The organism is Vibrio kyushuensis (assembly GCF_050337325.1).
Taxonomy (GTDB): Bacteria; Pseudomonadota; Gammaproteobacteria; order Enterobacterales; family Vibrionaceae; genus Vibrio; species Vibrio kyushuensis.
In genome coordinates this window covers 433,177-459,079 of record NZ_JAKJSV010000003.1, presented here as the reverse complement: position 1 = coordinate 459,079, position 25,903 = coordinate 433,177, and the positions used below count along the sequence as shown (strand labels likewise).

The 25,903-nt window shown below is 43.1% G+C and carries 18 protein-coding genes; 5 read left to right on the top strand and 13 right to left on the bottom strand.

Annotated elements, in window-relative coordinates; genetic code table 11:
- Positions 1–131: 131 nt before the first annotated feature.
- From L4D20_RS08475 to L4D20_RS08455, 5 genes are all read left to right on the top strand, one after another.
- Positions 132–470, top strand: a complete 339-nt coding sequence (locus tag L4D20_RS08475) for a P-II family nitrogen regulator (RefSeq protein WP_428801143.1) — start codon at positions 132–134, stop codon at positions 468–470.
- Positions 471–497: 27 nt separating this feature from the next.
- Positions 498–1,727: an ammonium transporter gene (locus L4D20_RS08470; protein ID WP_428801142.1), complete on the top strand. Its 1,230-nt coding sequence runs from the start codon at positions 498–500 to the stop codon at positions 1,725–1,727.
- Between the two features lie 284 nt (positions 1,728–2,011).
- Positions 2,012–3,028 carry a Fe(3+) ABC transporter substrate-binding protein gene (locus tag L4D20_RS08465; RefSeq protein WP_428801141.1) on the top strand — a complete coding sequence of 339 codons (1,017 nt, stop codon included), beginning with the start codon at positions 2,012–2,014 and terminating at the stop codon, positions 3,026–3,028.
- Positions 3,029–3,126: 98 nt separating this feature from the next.
- Complete coding sequence (locus L4D20_RS08460; protein WP_428801140.1) at positions 3,127–4,752, top strand: ABC transporter permease; 1,626 nt, start codon at positions 3,127–3,129, stop codon at positions 4,750–4,752.
- Complete coding sequence (locus tag L4D20_RS08455) at positions 4,752–5,780, top strand: ABC transporter ATP-binding protein (RefSeq protein ID WP_428801139.1); 1,029 nt, start codon at positions 4,752–4,754, stop codon at positions 5,778–5,780. Before L4D20_RS08460 ends, L4D20_RS08455 begins: the two co-directional genes overlap by 1 nt.
- Positions 5,781–5,818: 38 nt before the next feature.
- On the opposite strand, the gene L4D20_RS08450 is transcribed toward L4D20_RS08455, so the two are convergent.
- The 13 genes from L4D20_RS08450 to L4D20_RS08390 all read right to left on the bottom strand — a co-directional run bounded on the left by L4D20_RS08450 (position 5,819) and on the right by L4D20_RS08390 (position 25,797).
- Positions 5,819–6,094, bottom strand: a complete 276-nt coding sequence (locus L4D20_RS08450) for a ribbon-helix-helix domain-containing protein (protein ID WP_428801138.1) — start codon at positions 6,092–6,094, stop codon at positions 5,819–5,821.
- A 70-nt stretch (positions 6,095–6,164) separates the two neighbouring features.
- Positions 6,165–6,725 (bottom strand): DJ-1/PfpI family protein, encoded by a 561-nt coding sequence (locus L4D20_RS08445; protein ID WP_428801137.1) that lies wholly within the window; start codon positions 6,723–6,725, stop codon positions 6,165–6,167.
- 229 nt (positions 6,726–6,954) lie between these two features.
- A complete protein-coding gene (locus L4D20_RS08440) occupies positions 6,955–8,367 on the bottom strand; it encodes a phosphoglucomutase/phosphomannomutase family protein (protein WP_428801136.1) in 1,413 nt (470 codons plus the stop codon).
- Positions 8,368–8,454: 87 nt separating this feature from the next.
- On the bottom strand, positions 8,455–10,860 hold the full coding sequence (locus tag L4D20_RS08435; protein ID WP_428801135.1) for a glycoside hydrolase family 94 protein: 2,406 nt from the start codon (positions 10,858–10,860) through the stop codon (positions 8,455–8,457).
- Positions 10,861–10,952: 92 nt separating this feature from the next.
- On the bottom strand, positions 10,953–12,866 hold the full coding sequence (locus tag L4D20_RS08430) for a beta-N-acetylhexosaminidase (protein ID WP_428801134.1): 1,914 nt from the start codon (positions 12,864–12,866) through the stop codon (positions 10,953–10,955).
- Between the two features lie 10 nt (positions 12,867–12,876).
- The gene (locus tag L4D20_RS08425) at positions 12,877–13,752 is read right to left on the bottom strand and encodes a glucosamine kinase nucleotide-binding domain-containing protein (RefSeq protein WP_428801133.1); all 876 of its coding nucleotides are present in this window, start codon (positions 13,750–13,752) and stop codon (positions 12,877–12,879) included.
- 2 nt (positions 13,753–13,754) lie between these two features.
- Positions 13,755–15,479 carry a glycoside hydrolase family 9 protein gene (locus tag L4D20_RS08420; RefSeq protein WP_428801132.1) on the bottom strand — a complete coding sequence of 575 codons (1,725 nt, stop codon included), beginning with the start codon at positions 15,477–15,479 and terminating at the stop codon, positions 13,755–13,757.
- A gap of 112 nt (positions 15,480–15,591) precedes the next feature.
- Positions 15,592–16,587 (bottom strand): ABC transporter ATP-binding protein, encoded by a 996-nt coding sequence (locus L4D20_RS08415; RefSeq protein WP_428801131.1) that lies wholly within the window; start codon positions 16,585–16,587, stop codon positions 15,592–15,594.
- Between the two features lie 42 nt (positions 16,588–16,629).
- Positions 16,630–17,613 (bottom strand): ABC transporter ATP-binding protein, encoded by a 984-nt coding sequence (locus tag L4D20_RS08410; RefSeq protein WP_428801130.1) that lies wholly within the window; start codon positions 17,611–17,613, stop codon positions 16,630–16,632.
- A gap of 1 nt (position 17,614) precedes the next feature.
- Positions 17,615–18,640 (bottom strand): ABC transporter permease, encoded by a 1,026-nt coding sequence (locus L4D20_RS08405; protein WP_428801129.1) that lies wholly within the window; start codon positions 18,638–18,640, stop codon positions 17,615–17,617.
- A gap of 2 nt (positions 18,641–18,642) precedes the next feature.
- A complete protein-coding gene (locus L4D20_RS08400; protein WP_428801128.1) occupies positions 18,643–19,629 on the bottom strand; it encodes an ABC transporter permease in 987 nt (328 codons plus the stop codon).
- Between the two features lie 169 nt (positions 19,630–19,798).
- Complete coding sequence (locus L4D20_RS08395) at positions 19,799–21,481, bottom strand: ABC transporter substrate-binding protein (protein ID WP_428801127.1); 1,683 nt, start codon at positions 21,479–21,481, stop codon at positions 19,799–19,801.
- Positions 21,482–22,410: 929 nt separating this feature from the next.
- Positions 22,411–25,797: a response regulator gene (locus L4D20_RS08390; protein WP_428801126.1), complete on the bottom strand. Its 3,387-nt coding sequence runs from the start codon at positions 25,795–25,797 to the stop codon at positions 22,411–22,413.
- Positions 25,798–25,903 lie beyond the last annotated feature (106 nt).

Sequence of the window (25,903 nt, the reverse complement as noted above, 5' to 3'; positions counted from 1 at the left end):
TGGTGCGCCTTTTTTGTTTTATAAAGTTGATAATAATGTAACTCCTTAAAATACAATAAGTTAAATAGTTGGCACGTACCTTGGATTATAGAAAGCAACAGTTAAAGGATTAATGACCTAGAGAGGGTACGATGAAACTAATTAACGCCATAATCAAACCATTTAAACTCGACGACGTACGTGAAGCACTTGCTGATGCAGGTATTGAAGGGATGACAGTATCTGAAGTGAAAGGCTTTGGTCGTCAAAAAGGACATACCGAATTATACCGTGGTGCAGAGTACCAAGTTGATTTCCTACCGAAAGTAAAACTTGAAATTGCAACTCAAGCAGAAAATGTAGATCGCGTTGTAGAAGCGATTACCAAAGCTGCGCAAACCGGAAAAATTGGTGACGGCAAGATTTTTGTGTATGACCTTAGCCAAGCGGTTCGTATCCGTACTGGTGAAATGGACGTTGAAGCACTTTAAAGATTCAAAGGATTGGAGAGTAATATTATGGAATTATTAACAACAGTAACGGAACTACGTTACGCACTAGACACTTTTTTCTTCCTCATTTCAGGTGCGTTGGTTATGTGGATGGCAGCCGGATTTGCCATGCTAGAAGCTGGTTTAGTTCGTTCAAAAAATACCACTGAAATCTTAACTAAAAATATCTGTTTGTATGCGATTGCTTGTACAACATTCCTACTGGTTGGCTACAACATCATGTATGTTGATAATAACGCTGGTGGCTACTTACCGTCATTTGGCGCATTAATAGGTACACAAGGCGAAGGTGCGGATCACTCTTTAGAGTCTGACTTCTTCTTCCAAGTCGTATTTGTTGCTACAGCAATGTCAGTAGTTTCAGGCGCGGTTGCTGAACGTATGAAACTTTGGTCTTTCCTAGTGTTCTCTGTTGTTCTAACAGCGTTTATCTACCCAATGGAAGGCTACTGGACTTGGGGCGGTGGTTTCCTATCTGAAGCTGGATTTAGTGACTTTGCTGGTTCTGGTATCGTTCACATGGCAGGTGCTGCAGCGGCTCTAGCAGGTGTATTACTACTTGGTGCTCGTAAAGGTAAGTACGGTAAGAAAGGCGAAATCTACCCAATTCAAGGCTCTAACTTACCATTAGCAACGTTAGGTACATTTATTCTATGGTTTGGTTGGTTCGGCTTTAACGGCGGCTCACAGCTAATGCTTTCTGATTTTGAAAACGCAACAGCGGTAGGTCAAATCTTCCTAAACACGAATGCTGCAGCTGCGGCTGGTGCAATCGCTGCGCTACTTGTATGTAAAACAACATGGGGTAAAGCAGACCTAACGATGATTCTTAACGGTGCATTAGCTGGTCTTGTTGCAATCACTGCGGACCCTCTATCACCGTCACCACTTTACTCTGTAGCTATTGGTTGTGCATCTGGTGCGCTAGTTGTGTTTAGTATCATCGCTCTAGATAAACTGAAAATCGATGATCCAGTAGGTGCTATCTCAGTACACGGTGTATGTGGCTTCTTTGGTCTAATGGTTGTGCCACTAAGTAATGGTGATGCAACGTTTGGTGCTCAACTACTTGGCGCAGCGGTTATCTTCGCTTGGGTATTTGGTGCAAGCCTTGTGGTATGGGGTGTAATAAAAGCAACAATGGGTATTCGAGTTACTGAAGACGAAGAGCAAGAAGGTATGGACATGCACGACTGTGGTGTTGGTGCTTACCCTGAGTTTGTTACGGTAAAATAAGCACCTCAAGCTGTTTATCTAGATGGTTAAAACATTAGATAAATAGAGATGGTTGACTAGAAAAACCTGTCACTTGTTGGCAGGTTTTTTTATTGGGAATAAAACAGGTATTCACTAGGTTTATGGTAATTGCTTAATTCATATAATATTTTGTTACAAAGTGATGGGGGGAAATTTCCCAAAAATGTCGGTTTTTTTTGACTAAGATTATTGTAATTAAAAGTTTCATGAATATAATAATGCAACTGATAAACATTATCATTACGATGTAAAGGATTGAACTGATGAAAAAACTGCTAACTCTTTCTGCACTAGCATGCAGCGCTCTAGTTCCAACAGCAATGGCTTTTGCTGAAGAAGTAAACGTCTACTCTTACCGTCAACCATTCTTGGTTGAGCCAATGTTTAATGAGTTTACTAAAGAGACTGGTATTAAAGTAAATGTGAAGTTTGCTAAGAAAGGTCTTGCAGAGACTCTAGCTCGAGAAGGCGATTTAAGCCCTGCTGATGTTATTTTAACAGTCGATATCAGCCGCCTTGCTGAACTGACCAAGAAAGACTTAGTACAAGAAGTTGATAGCCCAGTTTTAGAATCAAATATTCCAGCTCAGTACCAAGATACAGATAATGAGTGGTTTGCACTGACGACTCGTACTCGTTCTGTTTATTCATCACGTGACCGTGTTGGTCGTCTAGGTGATGATTTTACATACGCAGACCTAGCTAAGCCTGAGTTTAAAGGCAAGATTTGTACTCGTAGTGGTAAGCACCCTTACAACGTTTCTCTTGTTTCTTCTATGATTGCTCACCACGGTGAAGCAGAAACGAAAGAGTGGCTAGAAGGCGTTAAATCAAACCTAGCACGTAAGCCTCAAGGTAATGACCGTGCGCAAGTTAAAGCAATTAAAGAAGGTCTATGTGATGTTGCTTTAGGTAACAGCTACTACCTTGGTAAAATGGTTAACGATAAAGAGCAAAAAGCTTGGGCTGATGCGGTTTACATTAACTTCCCGAACCAAAATGCTGAAGGTACTCATGTAAATATCTCTGGTATGGCAATGGCTAAGTACTCTCCAAATAAAGAGAATGCTCAGAAGTTGATGGAGTTTTTAAGTAATGATACTGCGCAAGGTATGTATGCTGAAGTAAACTATGAGTACCCAGTAAAAGCAGAAGTTAAACCTTCAGAGCTTGTAGCCTCTTGGGGTGAATTTAAATCAGATGCTGTTTCTTTAGACGATATTGCATCTTATCACTCAGCGGCAATTCGACTTCTTGATGAAGTGAAATTTGACCTTTGATGAGGAGTAGGGGTATAAAGTACCCCTGTTTTTCAAAAGGATATGAGATGTATTTGCAATCGCGTTTATGTTTCATACAGCCTTATTGTAGTTAGGCGATGAACGAAAAAAATTATATATGGAAAACCAGTAGTGCAAGCCTAGCTTTGCTGCTGGTTTTGCCGATCTTAGCTATCTTCTATACCTCAATGGGTGACACCGATGAGGTTTTTTCACATCTGATGTCCACCGTTATGCCAACGTATGTCTACAATACGGTTGTATTGACGGTTGGTGTTATGGTTCTCTCTTTAGTGCTTGGTATCCCAAGTGCTTGGTTTATGGCAATGTGCCGGCTGCCTAGTGAAAAAATTCTTCAATGGGCATTGGTGCTTCCCTTAGCAATGCCGGGTTATATCATTGGCTATATCTTCACTGACTGGTTCGATTTTGCAGGGCCAATTCAAATTCTTCTGCGTGATATGACAGGTTGGGGGCCTGGTGAATACTGGTTCCCTGATATTCGCACCTTAACCGGCGCGACTATTGTCTTGTCGCTGGTGTTGTATCCTTATGTTTATCTTCTTTGCCGCGCTGCATTCATGGAGCAGAACGTCTCGCTGCTACAGTCAGCAAGACTTTTAAAGTGTACCCCTTGGGAGAGTTTTAAACGTATCTCTTTACCGCTTGTGCGTCCTTCTATGGCAGTTGGCCTATCACTTGTGGCTATGGAAACGATTGGTGACTTTGGTACAGTGAGTTACTTCGCCGTAAGCACATTAACAACCGCCGTCTATGACACTTGGCTGGGCTACTCAAACCTCAATGCGGCGGCCAAAATATCCGCCATGATGTTGATGATCGTTATCTTATTGCTCAGTGCAGAACGATATAGCCGTCGAAAACAAAAATTATTTCAAAATCAATTTAGTAGCCGTGAAGATTTTCGCTACCGCTTAACTGGTTGGAAGAAGTGGGCGGCACTCACTTGGTGTTGGGGAATTGTTTCTATTGCCTTTATTTTGCCTTTAATGCAACTCTGTATTTATGCTTATAAGTACTTTGAACAGAGTTGGACGGCAGAGTTTAGAGAATATGCTATCAACAGTTTACAGGTCTCGACGATCGCCGCTATTGTCGGCGTATTTATAGCGCTTGTTGTTAACTTCAATCATCGTGTTAGCCCTAGTCATCGTAGTTTGGCATACATGAGACTCTCTTCAATGGGCTACGCTGTACCGGGAACAGTATTAGCGATTGGTGTGTTAGTTCCGGTGATCTTTATGGATCACTTTGTCAACGACATTGCTAGGTTTATGGAGTGGAATCGCCCTGGACTGGTTTTCTCAGGTTCAATGTTTGCGCTTATTGTTGCTCTAGTTGTCCGCTTCTCGGCAGTTGCTATTGGTAGTATTGAAAGTAGCCTAAGTAAAATACCGCCATCGTTAGATATGGCAGCACGAACAATGGGGTGCAATACCAATAAAATGCTTTGGCGAGTCCATTTCCCATTGATCCGTCGTGGTTCATTGATTGCTGGTTTATTGGTGTTTATCGAATCGATGAAAGAGCTTAACGCTGCACTATTATTAAGACCGTTTAACTTTGAAACTTTAGCAACGTATGTTTTTAATTTTGCATCAGATGAGCATTTGGAATTAGCAGCTATGCCTGCTGTATTATTAGTTTTAGTGGGATTAATTCCGCTTATTATTGTTAACCGTTCTTTGGAGAAAACCCACTGATGAGTTGTGCTCTTTCTATTCAAAACTTAACGTGTAAGTACGAAACTCAAACGGTGCTCGAACAGTTATCTTTGGAAGTAAACCACGGCGAGATTGTGTGCTTGCTAGGAGCCAGTGGTTGCGGAAAAACGACGTTACTAAAAGCCGTTGCAGGATTATTGCCATTGAGTTCAGGTGTAATGAGCCTTAATTGCATGACCATCGATGATGGTGAGAACTGGTTGCCACCAGAGCAGCGTAATATTGGTATGATCTTTCAAGATTACGCCTTGTTTCCTCACTTAACTGTGAAAGAGAATATTGCATTTGGCTTAAGAAAGGCGAGCAAAGAAGAAAAAGAAAGCAAGGTCCAAGAGATGTTGGAACTTGTTCATCTCTCTGACTATGGTGACAGGTTTCCTCATCAACTCTCTGGTGGGCAGCAGCAACGTGTCGCTATTGCTCGTACATTGGCTTATAAGCCTGATTTATTGCTGCTCGATGAACCGTTTTCAAATATTGATACTCAAGTACGTCATGAATTGATTGCTGAGATCAGACGGATTTTCAAATCTCAAGGTGTTACTGCTATCTTTGTTACTCACAGCCGAGAAGAGGCGTTTGCCTTTTCAGACAAAATGGCCGTAATGAATCATGGTGTTATTGAGCAATATGGGACGGCATCTGAGCTTTACTATCATCCATCAAGTAAGTTCGTTGCTGATTTCTTAGGTGGCGGAAGTTACTTACCTGCGACTCGTGTTTCTGAGTATAAGTTTGAAACAGTGCTAGGCACAGTCGAAGCAATTGCCAAAAATGCTATCGAAGTGAATCAAGATTGTGAGTTATTGCTTCGTCCGCAACATATACAAATTGAAGCGGCTCAAGAGAGTGATACCCGCATACAAGAGCAGCATTTTATGGGGGACCATTGTCGTTACGTTATTAAGGTGAATGGCAATAAATTAACTGCGAGCTCATCTCAAGCTTTATCTATTGGGCAAACCGTCAGGGTTAACGTTGACGAACAAGGTATCTTGGCGTTTTAACGAATTGGCTTATACAGGATACAAAAACGAGTCCTCACTTACACATTAATTCTCTTACCTCCATTTAAGTAAGTGGTACAGGCAACACGCAACAAAGAGGTGAAGTTACCTAGTTCACCTCTTCGTTGAATGACTTCGTTGTAGATGCGAGTTAGAAACTCTGCAACGGAGATATGAGACTCAGCTGAAATATCTTCAATAATTTTCCAAAATACCGCTTCAAGCCGGATACTGGTGACAACCCCATCGATTCGTACTGAACGTGTTTTCAGTTCAAAAAGTTTATCTTCTGCACCCGAATATATCTCACACATGGTTCACTCCATTGACAACCTTATGACGTCAGCTTAGTGCTTTTTTCTAATAACTCACTACGTCTTTAGTCTAAAGCAGTGATTGGTTTAATTGTGCTAACCAACTCGGATGAGCTGGCCATGCGGGTGCTGTAATAAAAATTCCATCAGTGATGGCCTCATCCATTGGTAATTCAGCGTAGCGAGCACCCGCTAACTTAATCTCCGGCGCACAAGCGGGGTAGGCCGAAATAGAATGTCCTTCAATAATATTGGCAGCCGCGAGCAATTGTGCCCCATGGCAAACAGCGGCTATTGGTTTCTTCTGCACAGCAAAGGCTTGTACCAGTGATATGACCTGAGAATTTAATCTTAAGTATTCAGGGGCTCTTCCTCCTGGAATGACTAGTGCGTCATACTCAGCCGATGATACATCAGAGAAGTTTGCATTGAGAGTAAACAGGTGACCGGGCTTTTCTGTGTATGTTTGATCGCCTTCGAAATCATGAATCGCGGTTTTTATGGTGTCGCCCTTTTGCTTCTCGGGGCACACGACACTGACGCTGTGTCCAACCATACCGAGCGCTTGGAAAGGAACCATCAATTCGTAATCTTCGACAAAATCACCAGCAAGAATGAGTATACGTGCCATATTTTAATTTCCATTTAGGGTAAGTGAGAAACTAAGTTAACAATTCGTTTACATCTAGTGGTAGTAGTCGGTTACTACAGCCTGCGTATCAATTAGGTTTTATTCGTGGGCACAAAAAAGCCCGGCTTTCGCCGGGCAAGTGTTCTCCACCTATAGGGTGCTCAAAGTGAGCGTGAAGTTCGGTAATCACTGTCTTGCTTGATCTTTAAAGAGCTATATCTTTTAAGACTTAAAGAGACAAGAAGCTTTTTACCTGTTGAAGAACACGTTCGGCAGTGTCTTTGTCTTGCATCTCTGCAAAAATTCTTAATAGAGGCTCAGTACCTGAGAAGCGAGCTATCACCCAGCCGCCATTCTTAAAGTACACTTTAGCTCCATCGTCGTAGCTAACTTTTTCAATCTCATATTCAAATTCTGGCAGCTGCTTTTCTACGTATATCTTGTTGTAAAGCGCCTCTTTCTCAGCAGGTTTGAAGGTACAGTCACCTTCAGCGGTATAAGCGTAGCCATACTTTCCGTAAATCTCATCAAGCATCTCGGACAGCTTCTTGCCTGTTACTGAGATCATTTCAACCAGTAAGCTAGATGCAAATACGCCATCTTTACCTAGAATATGACCGCGAATGGTTAGGCCTCCGGAGCTTTCGCCACCGATAAGCGAATCATCCGCTTCCATTTGTGAGCTAATATGCTTAAAGCCTACAGGAACCTCAAAGCTCTTTTCACCATGGTCGGCAGCGACTTTATCAAGAATATGTGTGGTTGCGATATTACGAACAACAGAGCCTTTCCAGCCCTTGTACTCAAGCAAGTAGTAGTAAAGCAGGATAAGCACTTCATTTGGATGTATGAAGTTACCTTTTTCATCGATGATGCCGAGTCTATCTGCATCACCATCGGTGCCAATACCGATGTCATAACCTTCCGCGGCAACTAAGTGCTTTAAACGGTATAGGGTTGATGCATTCGGTGATGGCATCAATCCGCCAAAGTCAGGGTTTTTTCCATCATTAATTACATCAACATCACAGCGACCATTGATCAGTACTGTTTGCAGAGCGTTTTTAGCCACGCCAAACATCGGGTCAATCAACACTCTAAGGTTGGCTTTTTTAATTGCTTCGATATCGATAAAGTTAATGATTGAATCAACAAAGGCGTTCATTGGGTTAATGATGACAACCGATTTATCATTAAGAGCTTGTTCAAAATCAACCGATTTAACATCAGAAGCTGTCAGCTGATTGATTTGTACTTCCACTTTTTCAGTAATGACTTCATCTGCATCGCGACCACCTTCGATAAAGATCTTGATACCGTTGTAATCTGCTGGGTTATGAGAAGCAGTAATACAGGCTGAATAAGCACATCCCATCTCTTTTGCTTGGAACATAACGATAGGGGTAGGAACAAACTTATCGATAAAGCTAACAGGAATATTGTTGGCCGCTAAAACTTCAGCAAACCAACGGCTCGCTTTATCAGAGAGAAAGCGGCGGTCATAACCGACAATGAATCCTTTCTCAGCAACGTTTTCGTTATTGATGATGTTGGAAAGTGCTTGAGCGACAAGACGAACGTTGTCTTTGGTAAACTCTTCGCCAATAAAAGCGCGCCAGCCACCGGTACCAAATTTGATCATAATTAAATCCTTTTAGCCACTTGATCTATCAGCCCCTAAATGAGTTTAGAGGCTGACTTTAAGTAGCAACTAGAGTTGGTCTGTTGATTAACCTAGAGTGACAATAACTTCGTTAACGCTGCCGTTTTGTTGTATTGGAAGAGCACCTTCAATAGGCTGGCCGTTCAGTGTCATAGACTTCACCCCTTTGCTCACAGAGCTTGGGTTCTCAACTTTAATGTTGTATGTCGCACCACGCCATTGACGCGTCACTTCAAAGCCAGGCCAGTCAGTTGGAATACATGGATCAACCGTTAAACCTTCATAACCCACTCGAACGCCAAGAATAAAGTTCGTTACCGCAAAGTAAGCCCAACCTGATGTCCCTGTTAACCAAGGGTGGTTTGCACGACCATGATCTTGGTGATCACGACCCATGATGAATTGAACGTAAGAGTATGGTTCAGCAATACGCTTATCAATCATGTCGTTCTGGTTGTATGGGTTAAGTGCATCGTAGAATTTCATTGCACGGTCACCACGGCCAAGTTTTGCTTCTGCAACCCACGCCCAAGGGTTAGGGTGAGAGAAGATCGCGCCGTTTTCTTTAACGCCTTGATATACGCGTGTTACAAAACCAATGTCATCATTTGGCGTTGCAAATGACGGTGCATTTAGGTGCAAGCCATATTCTGAGTAAAGGTTTTCATCAACCGCATCCATCGCTTTTTCACCGCGCTCTTGAGATACAGCGCCAGATAGAACAGCCAATGTGTTTGATTCAAGGTGGATACGACCTTCAGTTTGTTGTGCCGTACCAATTTTGTCGCCGTCTTTAGTTAGACCACGGATGTACCAACCACCTTCATCATCCCAAAGGTGTGTTTCACACGCTTCACGAACGTTAGCTGCCATTTCGGTATATTTTGCAATATCAGCGTCGTTACCGCGGTACTTGGCTAGATCAAGGAACTCTTGAAGTGCCCAGAAGTGCAGGAATGAAACCATTGATGATTCGCCACCGCCCAGATTTAGACAGTCGTTCCAATCGGCACGTAGACCTTTACAGATACCCGTTTGACCAACATATTCTGCAGAGAAATCTAGGGCAGCTTTCATGTGTTCGTAAACACTTGCTTCGCCGCCATCTGCGTATGGGATCACTTCATCAAAGAAGCTGTGCTCGCCAGTTTCCATCACATATTTACAGATGGTAGGGACAATCCAAAGGTGATCGTCAGAACAGGTATCATCAATACCGTGGATCTTGTCATCATCAGATGGAGTCGGAACGACAGTTGGAGATTTAGATGGCACGACATCCGCTTTTTCTGGATCAAACCAATCAGGATCAAATAGGTGTAAACCGTAGCCCGCTTTTACTTGACCACGTAGAAGATCAACAAGACGTTTGCGCGTCATTTCTGGGTTTGCATGCGGTACTGAGATCGCATCTTGCGCAGTATCTCGGTAGCCAAGGCCAGTACGACCGCCCACTTCAATGAAGGATGCAAAGCGCGACCAGACAACACAGGTTTCTGCTTGGTATAGAGTCCAAGCATTGATCATGGTATCTAGACCTTCATTTGGTGATTTAACTTGGAATTTGTCACAACGCTCATTCCAGTGATCTTTAATGCCAGCAAATGCAGCATCAACATTGGCTAAGTCTTGGTACTTGGTACGTAGACGGTCGCCGTTGCCTTTACCAATACCTAAGATGTAAGCAAAACGAACTTCTTCACCTGGCTGAATAGTAAATTGCTTATGCAGCGAACCACAGTGGTTATAACAAGTTTGTGCGCTGTTTGAACATTGCCCTTTCTCAACGGCAATCGGGTTTGCTTCATCACGGTATAGACCTAAGAAGCTGTCACGTTGACCATCATATGAATCTGGGTCGAACGTAGAGGCTAGGTAGTAGAAGCCTTCAAAGTCGTCAGTGTTGTAATAAAGGTCGTATTCAAGAACGCCATCTTTGTACTCAGTACCAGCAGAGTAAAGTGACATCTGGTGGTTTTGGTTATCTGATTGAATATGGCTGAAAGAGAACTCAACAAATGAGAAGGCACTGATAGTACGTGGTTTATCTGATGTGTTCTTAATGACTACATCCCAAACTTCTGCATCTTCGCCTTTTGGAACAAACAGAGTTTTTTCAGCAGTAATACCGTTGTATTCACACTTGAACTTAGAGTAAGAAAGACCGTGTCGAACTTCGTAGTTTGCTTCATCTAAGCTCTTAGCAACTGGCTGCCATGAAATTGACCAATAATCGCCCGTCTCATCATCGCGTAGATAAACGTAGTGTCCTGGGCGATCAAACGATGCATTTGGTCTGAATTTAGTGACGCGATTATATTCTGGTGAGTTGTAGAATGAGTAACCACCGGCATTATGGGAGATTACTGTACAGAATTTTTCAGTACCTAGGTAGTTAGTCCAAGGTGCTGGAACGTCAGGGCGAGTAATGACGTATTCACGATTCTCATTATCGAAATAGCCGTATTTCATGGTTCTATCCTTTTATATAAGCTGCTAATTCAACAGCTAAACTTAATGCTAGTGAAATTAGCTAAGTGCTACTGCAACACTTAGCTTTAGTCTTATTTCCACGGTGAACGGTATTGAATATCCTGCTTATCTAGCAGGGGTAAATGACCTTTCAATCGTGTTAAATAGTCTGTCCAATCTCGTTGGGGTTTGTTGGTCCAACACGCTTCTGCCATCGCTGTGATACGAGGGAAAACCATGTAGTCCATGCGCTCTTGATGGGTAATAATTTCGCACCATAAAGCACATTGAACACCAAGAATTCGTTTCTTTATCGGGTCGCCATCAGAGATATCGGCTAGAGGTTCATAGCGATATGCTTGCTCTAATGGCAGTACGTTGGCCCAGTCGACGCCTGGTTCTTCGGGAGCATAATCTTGTGCCATGTCCAGATAGGTGTATTGACCGGGTTGTAAAATGACATCAAAGCCCTGCTTAGCACATTTCAGTGCGGCATCTTCACTAAGCCACGAGTAAATAACGGTATCTTTACTGACTTTGTCACCATGCTGAGCTTCTTCCCATCCCACCATGCGTTTTCCTAGAGTGCGAAGCTTCTTCTCAGCAAAGCGAAGTAGGTGGCCCTGAAGCTCTTTAGTATCGCTATAACCTTGCTCTTTCATTAACGCTTGGCATTTGGCGCTTTTTTCCCATACGCCATTAGGGACTTCATCGGCTCCAATATGAACCCATGGAGCAGGGAATAGCTGTGCAACTTCTTCAAGCACTTTGCCTAAAAACTCATAAGTGCCTTCTAACGCAGGGGATAGCACGTTGTCGGTATAGTTCTGAATACTGCGATACTCAGAGTGATCGTTAGGATCAACCAGTAATTCTGGTAGAGCTTTAATTGCTGCTCTGCAGTGACCGGGAACGTCGATCTCTGGAATGATGGTGATGCCACGTTGATCAGCAAATGCAACGATCTCTTTGATCTCATCTTGGCTGTAAAAACCAGAATAGGGTTGATCAATATGGCTAAATTGTGGTGCTAAAGTTGATTCGATAGATCGATGAGAGCCAACGGTTGTCAGTTGTGGGAATGCCTTAATTTCAATACGCCACCCTTCATCATCGGTAAGATGCCAGTGGAAGGTATTGAACTTGTAGTAAGCAAGTTGATTGATCAGACGTTTAACTCGTTCCACTGGGTGAAAGTGACGCGAACAGTCAAGCATCATGCCGCGGTACTTATATCGTGGCGCATCTGAAATTTTTACAAAAGGTGCTCTGAGCTGATTTTTATCTTCACTCTGTTTTAGAAGTTGAATAAAAGAGGCACTAGCGTGGACAAAACCTGATGCGGAATTAGCTTCTAGGCAGACACCATTTTGATCAATGGTTAGTTGATACTCACTTTCATCGAGTATTGGACTAGTACGATAACGAATGTCCCCTTTGCCAATGGAGTGCATCTCAATATTAAATAGGGTATTGAGCTCTAACTGTAACCAATTAGCTGCACCTTCAGCACGGTTTGATTGCAGTGTTATTTGGCTTTTATCACTCAATACGTAATAACCAGGCGAAGTCTCTAGCTTTAAAGGCTTAGGAATAATTGCGATATCAGCCGCTTCAACCACAGGAAGCTCTGTTCTATGTCGATGAGGCGAGGCAAGAGCTATCGGAGTGATGGCAACAGTATGGTGTTGATCCGTCGTAGTATTAATGAGAACTGCATCTTTTAATCCATCGGTGTAGAAGCGTAATGGCGCGGTGTTAATGCTAAATTCACAGTAAAAGTGTGCATTTGCTTTAAGTGTTTGGTTATTAGAGGTTAAAACGCAGTAACTGCCCGTTTGATGCAATACAGCATTAGATAGGCTATCGGGCTGAATAAACCGATCCATAATAAAATTAAATGACCAATTATTGATGTCTTGATCACTTAGGTTATGTAACGTCAGTCCAAATCGGCAAAACTGTTTTTGCTCGGAAAGTACTGCTAAATCTACTCGATAGCTCATTTAAGATTCCTCAGTACAAATTTTGCTTGGTGTCGCCAGCAAACATTAATGCGCCTTCAATCGCATCAAATTGAGGCTCGACAATCCACTGTTGAACAGGGGGAGACAACCAAGCGGTGATACGTTGTGCAATGCTGCCCATTAGGCAAATTCGGTCTGCTCCTTTCTTATTCAACGCAACTAAAAACATCTCTATATCGGCAGCAGTCTGCTTGAGCATTTCAATAGCAAGATCGTCACCTTCATTGGCCAGCTGGAAGATGGTCGGAGAAAATTGACCATAATCTTTTGGAATAGCAGTTTTAGACCATTCAACAATTTGATCGACATCGTTGTTGAAGTGTTCCATAACATGCTTAGATAAGGCAGAGTCAGGGCGAATGCCATCTTGAGTGAGTAGCACTTGTTGAATGAGCCTTAAGCCCATGACTGCGCCACCACCTTGATCTGAAATTGGGAATTCACGGCCGCCAACCACATGCTGCTGTCCGTTTTTTAGCAAAATACCGCAAGATCCGGTTCCGCCGATCATGATTGCGCCGTCTTTGCCATTATGAGCCCCCACACATGCGCCATAAGCGTCGGTATTGAGTGTCATGCTTGCAAATGGATGAGGCTGGGCCATGAAGTCTACCCATGCCGATTTTTGCTCAGCCCCTGCAAGAGCAAGCCCTACATGCATTGACGTGTAATCGCTGCTGCTTAGCCCTCCTTGTTGAGCGGCCGAGTCAATAGCGTTCATAATAGAGGACATCGCAACATCAACCCCTAACAGGATATTGGCACTACCACTTTTGGCTTCACCAATAAACTGGCCGTCTTTAGTGCGAATACGTGCTCTGCACGAAGTGCCACCACCATCAATACCAACGTAATAAAGCGTCATAATTATTTCTCTCCCGCGTTCGAAACAAAGTGCTTGTATTGGTTAATGATGGCGAGCAAGTACCACGCACCGTGTGGGATCCATTGTTCACCCCAACGCCAGTTCTGTAGCATGTCATCCTTTTGGCCGTCAGGGTTGAAGGCGATGTCTTGTTCGTTATCAAAGCCAGCGGTAATGCCGTTACAGACACCCCCTTTGGCATTGAAAAAGCCTAGATTAGGCAGGTAATCCGGGTTGTTGTAGCCGTGGCCATCAAGCATGCACATGTCGTATGGATTCAGGCCTAAGATCCAGTTAATAGAATTCTGTGCATAGTGATTAAGTTGTTGTTTAAGAGCGCTATCGTCAAGGTGTTCTTGAGCGATAAATGCCATGCTCGCGAGTGAGCCTAATCGAGCATTCTCACCCTGCCACCAGTAGCCAGATTCATTGTTCTGAGCAACGAAGAAGGCGTCGCGTTTATCACCATCAACAGACTTAACGTACTGGCGAGGATAGCCAAATGGGTTGGCTACTTTTGTACTAATTGAAAGCTCAAACTGACAAGCTGCTTCAATTACTTGTTTGACCTGATTGATGACATCTTTATCTGTTTCGATTTGCAAATGCTCACACAAAGCAATAACGGGTAATCCGGCTTCTGCTGCGTGAAAGTAAGGTCTTGATGCGTCTGAATTTGCTGACCAGAAGTGTTCATTGTTGTTGTCTGAGTGCTGTCTAGCAATTAGGCGTTTTGCCCAAACTCTTGACTCAATTAAATACTTTTCACTGTTGGTTGTACGGAAAAGCTCAATTGCGGCAAGCAGAGCGCAGTACTCATCAATAATATTCTCTTCACCATCATTGAGGTATTGAGTATTCAATTCATTTAGATGCCAGTAGCCTGTTTCTGCTGCTTTTAGGTAATCCGCTTGAGTGTATTCACCATGCTCTTCTAAGCGAGCAGCAGAGGCCAGTGCTGCAATTGAAACTCCGCCGCCTTGGCGAAAGCCTGCCTGATAGTCTTCACTTTTGTGCCCGTCTTGAGTTTCGTAGGCACAAATATCACGCTGCTTGATGTCTTTGCTCCACTTGTCAAAGACCGTCATGTAAAAAAATCCCTCAGAGTTTTGCATCCGAACTAAAAAGTCAGCACCAAACAAAGCCTCTTCCTTAAGGCGAGTGCGAGAAAATGGAGCAAAACCTGAGTGATTCTCTAAAAGTGTTAACCCTTTCAACATGTTCCATACCACCATCGGTATCTGTTGAGGGTTTAAGTAATTGGCATATGAGAGGTGACTTAAGTATTTACTTACGTCTCCAGAAGCATCGTACCAGCCGCCATGCACGTCGGCAGTGACATTTGTGCCTAGCAGCGGTACTTGCTTGTCTTGTTGATCATAAATTCCACCACAACGCTGAGATTTGAAGTAATGCAATACGTCAGAGAACGTACGCTGCATGAGTAGACCTTCAGAGACTTCAAATGTCTCAGAACGGATATCTTCAAATTGAATGTAGTAGTGCCCGGAAGTAACTAATTGAGAAAAGTCGACAGTATAAAAATGGCCTTGATGCCACTGTGCACAGCTTTGCCCTTCACTTACGGTAAGAGATAGAACAACTTGATGATCACCTGCACGTACAAGAGTGGCACTCATCGAAGAGAGCGTTTCAGCCTTCGTCATGATGATTGCTTGTTTAGCACCCTGTACTTCATAACCGATATGGTTAGTGAGTAATTGCATCAAAAATCTCCGAATTAATTATGATTATTATGGGGTTTAAATTAGAGCCCAATGAACTCATTAGGCTCTAGGTTGTGCGTTATAAATCCAATCAATAGCTAGGATTCAATGATTACGATTCAAATAGGTAACAGCGTACAAAGTGATTGTCAGAAAGCTGTGTAACATCCGGTAGACGCTCAGTACATTTTGATGTCGCGTGAGTACAGCGGCCTGAAAATGGACAACCAACAGAAGCTGGAGTCCATAATGGAATCTCGCCTTTGTTGCCGTCTAGCTTGGTATGGATCGACTTACTTGGATCGGGTACAGCTGAAATAAGCAGTTTAGTGTATGGGTGCTGTGGGTTAGCGATGACTTCATCTGTGTCGCCCCATTCAACCATGTGACCGACATACATCACGGAGATATCTTCAGCGATGTAACGTGCTGTTGCGATATCGTGAGTGATGTAAAGAAGTGACATCTGCTTTTCAAACTTCATCTCTTCCATAAGGTTTAAAACACCAGCACGAATAGAAACATCAAGCATTGATGTTGGCTCATCGGCTAGAACAACTTCAGCACCTACAGCGATATTACGTGCAAGGTTGACACGCTGACGCTGGCCACCAGAAAGCTGATGTGGGAATTTAGCTGCAGTCTCTTTTGGTGGAATCAAACCTACCTGTTCAAGAAGGCTGTGAACTCGCTCTTCGAGCTCTTTCTTGTTACCCGGCGTTACTTTTTTATGGATAAGCAGCGGGCGAGCAATATGATGGAAAATATTGTGTGTTGGATTTAACGAACCGAACGGGTCTTGCCAAACCATCTGCACACCTTCGCGGTAGTGCATAAGATCTTTTCTAGACGAGATATCTTGAATGTCGCGACCTTTGTATTCGATCACACCATCTGTCGGTGCATACATTTTTGCGATCATCTTTGCGGTAGTTGATTTACCAGAACCTGATTCACCAACAACTGCCAATCCACGACCTTTGTACATTTTGAAAGAAACGTCGTTAATCGCACGCATCTTTGACTGTTTTATGGAGTTACTGTTTAGAGGGAAGTCTTTTACGACGTTCTTCCCTTCAATTAGTAATTCACCGTATTGTTTGCTCATAATTGTCTCCAGAATCTTTTTTATTGTTTTATCTCTAACTACTTAAGCTTTGGCTTGAGCAATAGGCTCACCGTATAGGTGACAATTTGATAAACGATTAGGCTCTATTTGACGTAAAGTTGTCGGTATCTTCGTGCATGCCTCATGGACACGGTCACAACGTGCTTGGAAGCGACAACCTTGTGGGATTTCTAGTAGGTTCAATGGGCTACCAGGAATACCTGTCAATTTTGTTTTAGGGCCGATTAATGGAGGGAACGAGCTAGACAACCCCTTAGTGTAAGGATGGTAAGGGCTGGTCAGTATCTCTTTTGAAGGAGCAACTTCAATAAGTTCACCTGAATACATGATTCCGATACGGTCTGAGAACTCGACCATTAACGAGATATCATGAGTAATGAACAAAATAGAGAAACCAAACTCATCTTTTAGTGCATAAATCTTTTGTAGAATTTCACGTTGAACAACAACATCAAGTGCCGTTGTTGGTTCATCCATGATGATCATCTTCGGGTTTAGTGCTAGTGCAATCGCAATAACTAAACGTTGACGCATGCCACCAGAGAATTGGTGAGGGTAGTCATTCAGACGACTTGGGTGAATATCAACGATTTCTAGTAAACCTTCAGCGCGTAGCTTTGCTTGTTCACGAGTCATATTGGTATGACGCATGATCACATCGCAAAACTGCTCTTCCATTGTTAGTACAGGGTTAAGCGCGTTCATTGCACTTTGGAACACCATCGACATCTGGCTCCAACGGAATGATTGCATTTGCTCATCGCTGTATTTCAGGATGTCTTCACCGTTGAAGATAACTTCACCACCGGTGATGAATGCTGGCGGCTTATGCAGGCGCATCAATGAGAATGCAACGGTTGATTTACCACAACCAGATTCACCTGCTAAACCGAAGACTTCTCCAGGCGCTAAGTCAAAGCTAACATTGTTACAAGCACGGACATCACCGGCTTCTGTAATGTAGTCTACGCAAAGGTTGCGGACCGAAATTAGTGGTTCAGTCATATTATTTATCTCCGCTCCAAAGTGCGTTTTGTGGTGGAAGTTCTGGTTTACGCTCTTCTTGGTCTTGCTTAGCAAGTTTTTTCCAACGCTTCATGCCTTTGTGTGAACGTAACTGAGGGTTAGCAATTTCATCAACAGCGAAGTTCAGTAGTGCCAGACCTGTTACCAGTAGCGTTATCGCGATACATGGAGCAAGTAGTTCCCACCATGCGCCGATTAGCATTGATGATGACGTTTGAACGTTGTAGAGCATGATGCCCCAGCTGATAGTGTTTGAATCGCCAAGACCTAGGAATGACAGTGTTGCTTCCATCATGATGGCGTACATAACTGAGCCTATGAAGCTTGCACCTACAATTGAAACTAGGTTAGGTAGAATCTCTACAAAGATGATTCGGAAAGATGACTCACCTAAAACTTCAGCCGCTTTGACGAACTCTTTTTCACGTAGTGCTAATGTTTGGGAGCGAACAACCCTTGCGCCCCAAGCCCAGGACATAAAGCCGATTACCAGGGTTATGGTTAATGGTCCTGCTTCACCGATAAAGGCCGCAACTACAAAGAGCAGTGGGTATTGTGGAATAACCAGCATGATGTTCATGGCAGCGGTCAGAATGTCATCAACCCGTCCACCAAAGTAACCGGCTGAAACACCGATAACCGTTGCTAAGAAACATACAGTGATACCCGCGCCAAAACCTACCGCTAGAGAAACACGTGCTCCGTATACAACTTGAGACCAAACATCACGGCCCATGCGTGAAGTACCTAATACGTGGTCGGCTTTCTTCGACATAATTAAGGTACGACGGTCTGTTGCCAAGTTTTCTGCAACCCAACCATCAGGGCTCGCTTTTGCAGCTTTTACAACAAAGCTAGGGTATTCATGTGGATTACCAGTACGCTTATCTGGAGCATGCTTAGTAATAAGAGGAGCCGCTAGTGCGATGAATATAAACACACTTAGGATAATGACCCCTGTTAGCGCCATTGGGTTGCGCCAAATTAGTTTTGCAAATTCTTTCATGATTATTTACCACCCTTACGTAGGCGAGGGTCTAGAACAACGTATAGCATGTCGGCCACTAAGTTAAAGAACAGCATAAATAGCGTCATGATAAGTAGTTGACCTTGAAGTACTTGGTAGTCACGAGCGTTAATTGCGTTAAATAGCACGCTACCAAGGCCTGGATAGTTGAATATGATTTCGATAATGAGCTGACCACCGATTGCCATACCAAGAGACATCGATAATGCCGTGACACTTGGTAGTAGTGCATTACGTGCTGCGTAGTTAAAGACAACGCGGTTTTCGGTTAGGCCCTTACCTTTTGCCATGGTGATGTAGTCTTCGGCAAGAAGGTTGATCATGTTGTTACGCATGTTGACAAGGAAGCCACCAATTTGAACGACAGAGGCACAAAGTAGAGGCAAGAATGCGTGATAAGCGACATCTTTAATAAAGGTCCAGCTTGTCCAGTCAGGAAGAGTCCCTGCTGTGTAAGCGTAGCCTGTCGGGAACCATTTGAGTCCAATTGCGAAAGTAAACAGTGCAATCATCGCAATAACAACCTGAGGAACAGCTTGAAGAATTAGCATTCCCGGGGTTACAAAAGCGTCGTATTTACTACCACGCTTCCAGGCTGCAAAGATGCCTAGAATTGAACCTAATGAGAAAGATAAAACAACCGCAGTACCAGCTAGGAACAGTGACCAACCAAATGCACCACCTAGAAGTGTATTTACTGATAACGGGTAGAACTGAATTGAAGTACCAAGTTCCCAGCTAAGAATGTTTTTCATGTAGGCAAAGTACTGCATCCAAATAGGACCATCTACAAAACCTAATAGCTGTTTCATCGCTTCAATACGCTCTGGTGTTACTTGAACCGAAGCGTTAGCGAACATCATGGTAACGGGATCACCCGGCATAGCGCGGGGGATGATGAAATTAAGTGTAGCTGCAACTAACAGCGCAATAAAATAAAATGACAAACGTCTAAAAAAATAACCCATAACTCACACCTTACTCACCCAGATTGTTTCCCTGTTTCTGGATTCAGGTCGCTCCTAGCGAAAATTTAGAGCGAAAAATCCCCTGACGACTAGCGCCATACTGTTTAATACAGAGTGGGGATTTTAATAGGCGACGCACTGGATGTACGTCGCTAGAAATGAACTTCTATTACTTAACTGGTTTTAGGTCCAGTACGTGTAGTAGACGCTCAGGGATGCCAGCCCAAATGTTTGGACGACCTTTCGAGTTTTCTTCGTTCCACCAGCCAGTAAAGCGAGTTGTATTGTATTGGTACATGTAAGCACCAGACAGTACAGGAATCGTTACTTGGTCAGCAGCAATGATTTGCTGGATACCGTGAGCGATAGCTAGCTGCTCGTTCTTATCAGCTGTTTTGTAGAAGCTGTTTAGTAGGTTATCTAGCTCAGTGTTTTTGTAGTAGTGCATCGCGAAACGTGGCATACCTTCACCGTCTTGCAACGCTGAGTTGTACGCACTGTTCCAGTACAGGTATGGATCAGCACCGTGGAAGTAGTTTGTGTAAGCTACATCGTAAGTACCTTCAAGCATAGCTTGGTTGTACACTGAGAAATCAGGTGTACGAGCACGTGCTTTGATACCAACTTCTGTTAACTGCTCTACTGCAAGTTGAACTGTGTTGTTAAAATCGGTCCAACCGTTTGGCGATTGGATAGATAGCTCAAAGCTTTTACCTGATGGAGTGTCAACAAAACCATCATTGTTTACATCTTTAAAGCCAGCTTTAGCTAGAAGCTCTTTAGCACCTTCAGCGTTGTATGTATTGAAACCTTGGTATTTTTTGTGTGTCTTTTCATCAGACCAAGCTTCGAACGTATAACCCATACCCGATGCGAAATCATTCACAGTACCGCCGCCGTAGAATGCGATATCAATGATTGTTTGACGGTCAAGTGCCATAGAGAATGCGCGACGGAACTCAACGTTGTTTAGAGCTTCGTTTTTCGCTGCATCTGGGTTCTTAAAGTTAACTACAAACGCTTGAGTACCTGCTGGCGGGTACCAGTAGTGGTGCTCTTCGCTTGCTGCTGCGTATGTGCGGTCAATATCAGGAATGAATGATGAACTCCAGTCCATTTCACTATTGATAACTTTACCAAGGAATTGGTCGTTATTCGCAATTTGTGGAACACGTAGACAGTCAACATCTAGGTTATCAGCATCCCAGTAGTTCGGGTTTGCACACTGAACGTATAGTTGTGGAGTAAAGGTATCTACAACAGTAAATGGACCAGAACCTACAGGGTTTTCGTTAGTGAACGTTGATGGCTCTTTAACATCTTTCCATACGTGCTCAGGAACAACTGGAACCTTAACGATTTCGTAAGGTACGTTTGAGTTCGCTTCGCTTAAACGGAATTTAACTTTATGGTCAGAAAGTTTTTCTACACCAGTAATCCAAGCGTTGATACCACTTTGGTCAAGCTCAGGTTTCTCTTTAACTAGGTTGAATGAGAAAACAACGTCATCTGCGCTGAATGCTTCGCCATCAGACCATTTAACACCTTTACGGATGTCAAAAGTAACGCTCATTAGGTCGTCAGACATTTCAAAGCCTGTCGCTAAACGGAATACAGGAGTGTTACCGTGCATTTCGTTAAATACAACTAGTGGTTCGTACATGAAGTCTGTAGTTGTATGTAGGTTAGTCGCACCTAAGTATGGGTTAAAGTTACGTACAAACGTCGTAAACTCTTTTGGGTGAACTGTTAGTTCACTACGCTCAGCAGCAGTTGCTACTGATGCAAAACCCGTTGTCGCAGTTGCAATAATTGCAGTTGCTAGTACTGTTTTTTTTATATTGGCAAGCATAGCTGTTCCTTACTATTTGCTTTCGTTTCACTTATGGAAGGAATGTTATCAATTGATTAACACTCTCTAAGACCTACCTCTTTTCATCATTTATTAATCGGAGGAATCAATAAATAGGAGTGGCCTGTAGGCCTTAGGCACACTAAGAAAACACCGTAACGACAAAATTAGCAATTACGATTCCCGTCAAAAACGTTAAAACCACCTATGTTCTCGTTATAAACGTCAAAAGCGTGCTAATAAAACAATAACAGCATGTTTTTTGCTCAGTGCGTCATGTCTCATTTTAACGTGGTTCTTAGTCTTTCGTAAGTGTTTGCTAACTTGGTAGTCTTCTATTTTTATGGCCTGTGGGGTTTTGAAGGTATAGTGAGATCAAGTTCACTAGTGTGTTGTCACGTCAAATTTTCCGTGCAAAATTATTCTGACGATTTGTTGTGATAAAGTTCGCAAACTGAATTGATATTTGAATTTTGGCGTGAAAGTTTCATGGATTTGTACAAGTTTTCGTGTGGATGTAGGTGATATTTACCTCGCATATGTGGCTTAATTTATGCAGTAAAAGAACGATAGCGAGCGTATGATTTCTGCCTAGTGAAAGAGCGTTGCTTGTCACGAGGTATGAAAGATTAAATGATCATGGTTCCAATTTTACTCCTCATTAAATCGCCTTAGCGCTTCGTTGCATTACTTAAAACGGGTAAGCCATTTGCCACTAGTTTGAGATATCAATTAATCCAGCCAAAAGCCAAATAGACAAACCTTGTTAGTAGTAGGAGAACGACTCTCTGTGCGGGCTTATAACCCTAGATGACTTTGAAAAGGCCGCTGGGTAGGTATCGAGACCAAATCGAAGTCACGGCGCTCTTACACTCAAAAAAAGACCTGCAAAGATGCAGGCCTAGATAGAGTCATTGGGTGATTAGTGATTAGCTTGTAAGTAGATGCTGAAGCTTATCTCTTAATGCGATGATGTGAGTTCGCTCAGGGCCTTGCTCTTGACAGTGTTCAAGGATGTATTCAATGGAACTCAATACAGTTCGCCACCTCGGTGTTTTAGGCAGTGTCTCTTTACGCAGGTATTTGTCCAAAGTTCTTGTCTGTAGGGTACTTCTGTCGAGATAAACACGCCACAAACCACTTTGCTCTGCAAATGCGAACTTACTTTGTCCTGTCACTCGCTCCCAATAATCAATGGCATTGGTCATCGTTTCGACTAAGACTTCTCTCATTACTTCTTGCTTCGATTTATTTTCGCCACCAACACGGTCGGCAATTCTGGTAAATTCGCCACCTAACTCTTTTAGCTGTTGAAGTTTTTCCTTATCACCTTCAAACGCATAGCTAGACAGTGCTTCAATCGCTGTTTCAAGGTTGCCAATTCTAGCAGCGTTGACGCTTCCTCCTACGTTAAAGATGTACATCGCTTTTAGCCCTGATTCTTCAGGTAATTTAAGGATGTCTGTTGAAATGTTTTGGCGAATATCTTCAACGTAGATATCAATGTTACCGCAGTAATGTTCGAGTTCTACCGTGAGGTATTTTGGCGCAATCATCTCATCGGCATTAGAACGCTTTAACTGTTCAGGGCTGCGTCTAAATAGCTTTGATGCCGCTTCATTGGCAAAGCGGACTTTATTATCATCACGCACACACACGATTGCTTCAGGAGCTGATTCTAGTTGCTCTAGCAAACGCCCTTGTGTTTCAAGTAAGCTGGCTTCGACCATTGCGCGTCGTTTCAACTCTATCTGAAGTTGAGAGTTCTCTATGCGACGCTTTTCCGCTTGGCTTGCTGATAAGTGTGCGGTAATTCGAGCGGCTAACTCTTGTTTGTTGAATGGTTTTGATAGGTAGTCATTTGCCCCAGCATCAAAGCCTCGAACTCGGTCATCTGTTTGGTTAAGTGCAGTTAACATGATGATAGGCAGAGCTGAATGGTCGTACTGTTCGCGCAATTTTTCACAAACGCTGTAGCCTGAAAGCCCGGGCATCATAATATCGAGAAGTAGAAGTTCCGGTTTCTCTTTTTCTACTTGCTCGAGAGTATCATTACCATCTTTAGCTGTTCTTACGCGGTAGCCTTCCATACGCAAGAAACTGTCGAGAATACGTAAATTAACGGGTTCATCGTCAGCAACAAGAAGTAACGGACCTTGTGGGTTCTCTGGCAAACTACTTTGATCTGGAAGTACTACTTCGTTGAGATCAGGTGCATGGAAGTGGTTTGTCTCTCCAAAACCGGCGGCCTCAATCTCACTGTCTAAGGCAAGTGGAAGCGTAAAGCTAAAGGTTGTTCCTACCATTGGCTGGCTGCTTACGTATAGAGAACCATGCATAAGTTCTATCAGCTGGCGACTAATTGATAACCCAAGCCCTGTACCTTGACGATAACGACTAGAGTCACTACCTGCTTGAATGAGTGGTTCAAATATATGTTCAAGTTGATCGGCGGGGATCCCTTGGCCAGTATCAACCACTTGTACGCGAAGGTTGTCATCGACCACATTGGCAGAAATAACGATCTTGCCTTCTGAGGTGTACTTAATTGCATTACCAATAAGGTTGTAAAGTACCTGCTCTAAACGTTGAGGATCCGCTGATACCCATAGCATTTCGTCAGGGACTTGATTAATGATCCGAATCGGCTTGTTACCAAGAAGGTGATTAGACAGTTCTAGAACTAAACGTGTTGCGCTTGATAAGTCGACAGCGCAGCATTGAATATCAAGGTTGCCGTAACGCATCTTATGGTAGTCAAGTAAGTCATCAACCAAGGTAGCAAGACGCTGACCACTACTAATAATGATATTTAACTGATATTTATGATCGGCCGTGATCGGGCCGTTTGCACCGGAGACCAAAGACTCAGCAATGCCGACCATACCGTGCAATGGCGTTCTAAGCTCGTGAGAGGTTGTTGCTAGGAATTCATCTTTGAGTTTATTGGCTAAGTGAAGCTCTTCGTTTTGTTTCTGGATTAAATTCAGGTTGCTTTCAAGCTCTTTATTCTGCGACTTGATCAGTTTCATTTTCTCACGAATAGAACGCTGCATTCGCTCAAAACTGACCGCCAACCGCCCAATTTCATCCTTACGTTCGGTATTGATCATCGTCTCATCAAGATCTCCCGCAGAAACCTTTTCAGCCGCCCAAGTCAGTTTTAACAAAGGGGACGTGATGAAGTTGGACAAGTAGTGAGAGGCGATTACAACCAGAACTAGCGCGGTAAACATAGCTATTACAAACAGTTTCTCTAACTGTCTTACACGTGCAAAGGCTTCTTTTTCTGGAACCTCTACAACCATAGCCCAATTTATGCCCTTAAATGAAATAGGTGCATACGCGGCGATATTTTGCTCATCTTCAGTGTTGGTATAGGTACCGACAGCACTAAGCCCTTTAAGCGCGAGATCAATGACTTCAATGCTGGTGTCGATCTCTTCTTGTTGAAAGGCCATTGAACGACTTTGATGATCTTCACCGACCAACAGTGTTCTCATTGAAGAGGTTTTATTGATATCAGCGATGAGTTTTGTGATGCCATTGTTTGGTAGGCGGAACATCGCATAACTATGTAGATAGCCTTGCTGAATAATGGGAGCACCTAGCCATGCAACTGGTTTTCCATCAGATGAAGAAAAATCGGAAATAATGACCGGAGTAAAATCTGGATTTTTTGAGTGTTTCTCTTTTACAAGGCTTTTGAGCTTTTGAAAGCTCTCACCTAAGTTTTTATCTTTGTATTTACCACTGACCAAGTTAGTCCCGTAGTAATCATTTTTATAAATTGAATAGGTTACGTTGCCGGTTCTATCGACTAATAAAATATCGTCAAAGTCGGAACGTTTTAATAGCTCTTGATAGGCCCAGTGATACCGCTTGTGGAGTAATCGATATCGTTCGCTACCAATATATGCGCTTGATTGAGGAAGAATGGAGGTTCGAATCTGATCACCAGATCCTTCAATGTAACGTTGCTGGGCATGTGCGCGGGCTTGTTCTATATCGAGACCTAAATTTTGGAATGCATTGACCAGACCATAAAAGCGGCCGCCACTGGCGTAGGCAAGCTCTGAACGAACAAAGCCCATAACTTCAGACTCTTTCGCGTATAGATAGTCGATAACTTGTTGCTGCTTTGTATCACGAACAGAAGTAACGTGAGAGGTGCTCTGTTCTTGTAAGTCTTTACTGTGGGAATGGAGAAAAAACAGCGCAACGACTGTTAAGGGAGTAATACTCAAGACTAGAAACGCCAACATTAACGTATTCTGTAGGCGTTTGAATTTCTGTTTACGATAAAACCTGAACATAATAAAAGGTGACTTTCCCTGAGGCAGAGTGATGATTCTAATAATCATCGAGCAAAGTAAAACCGTTAAAATGACAAAATTAACGAGTTTTTTTACTTTGACAAGT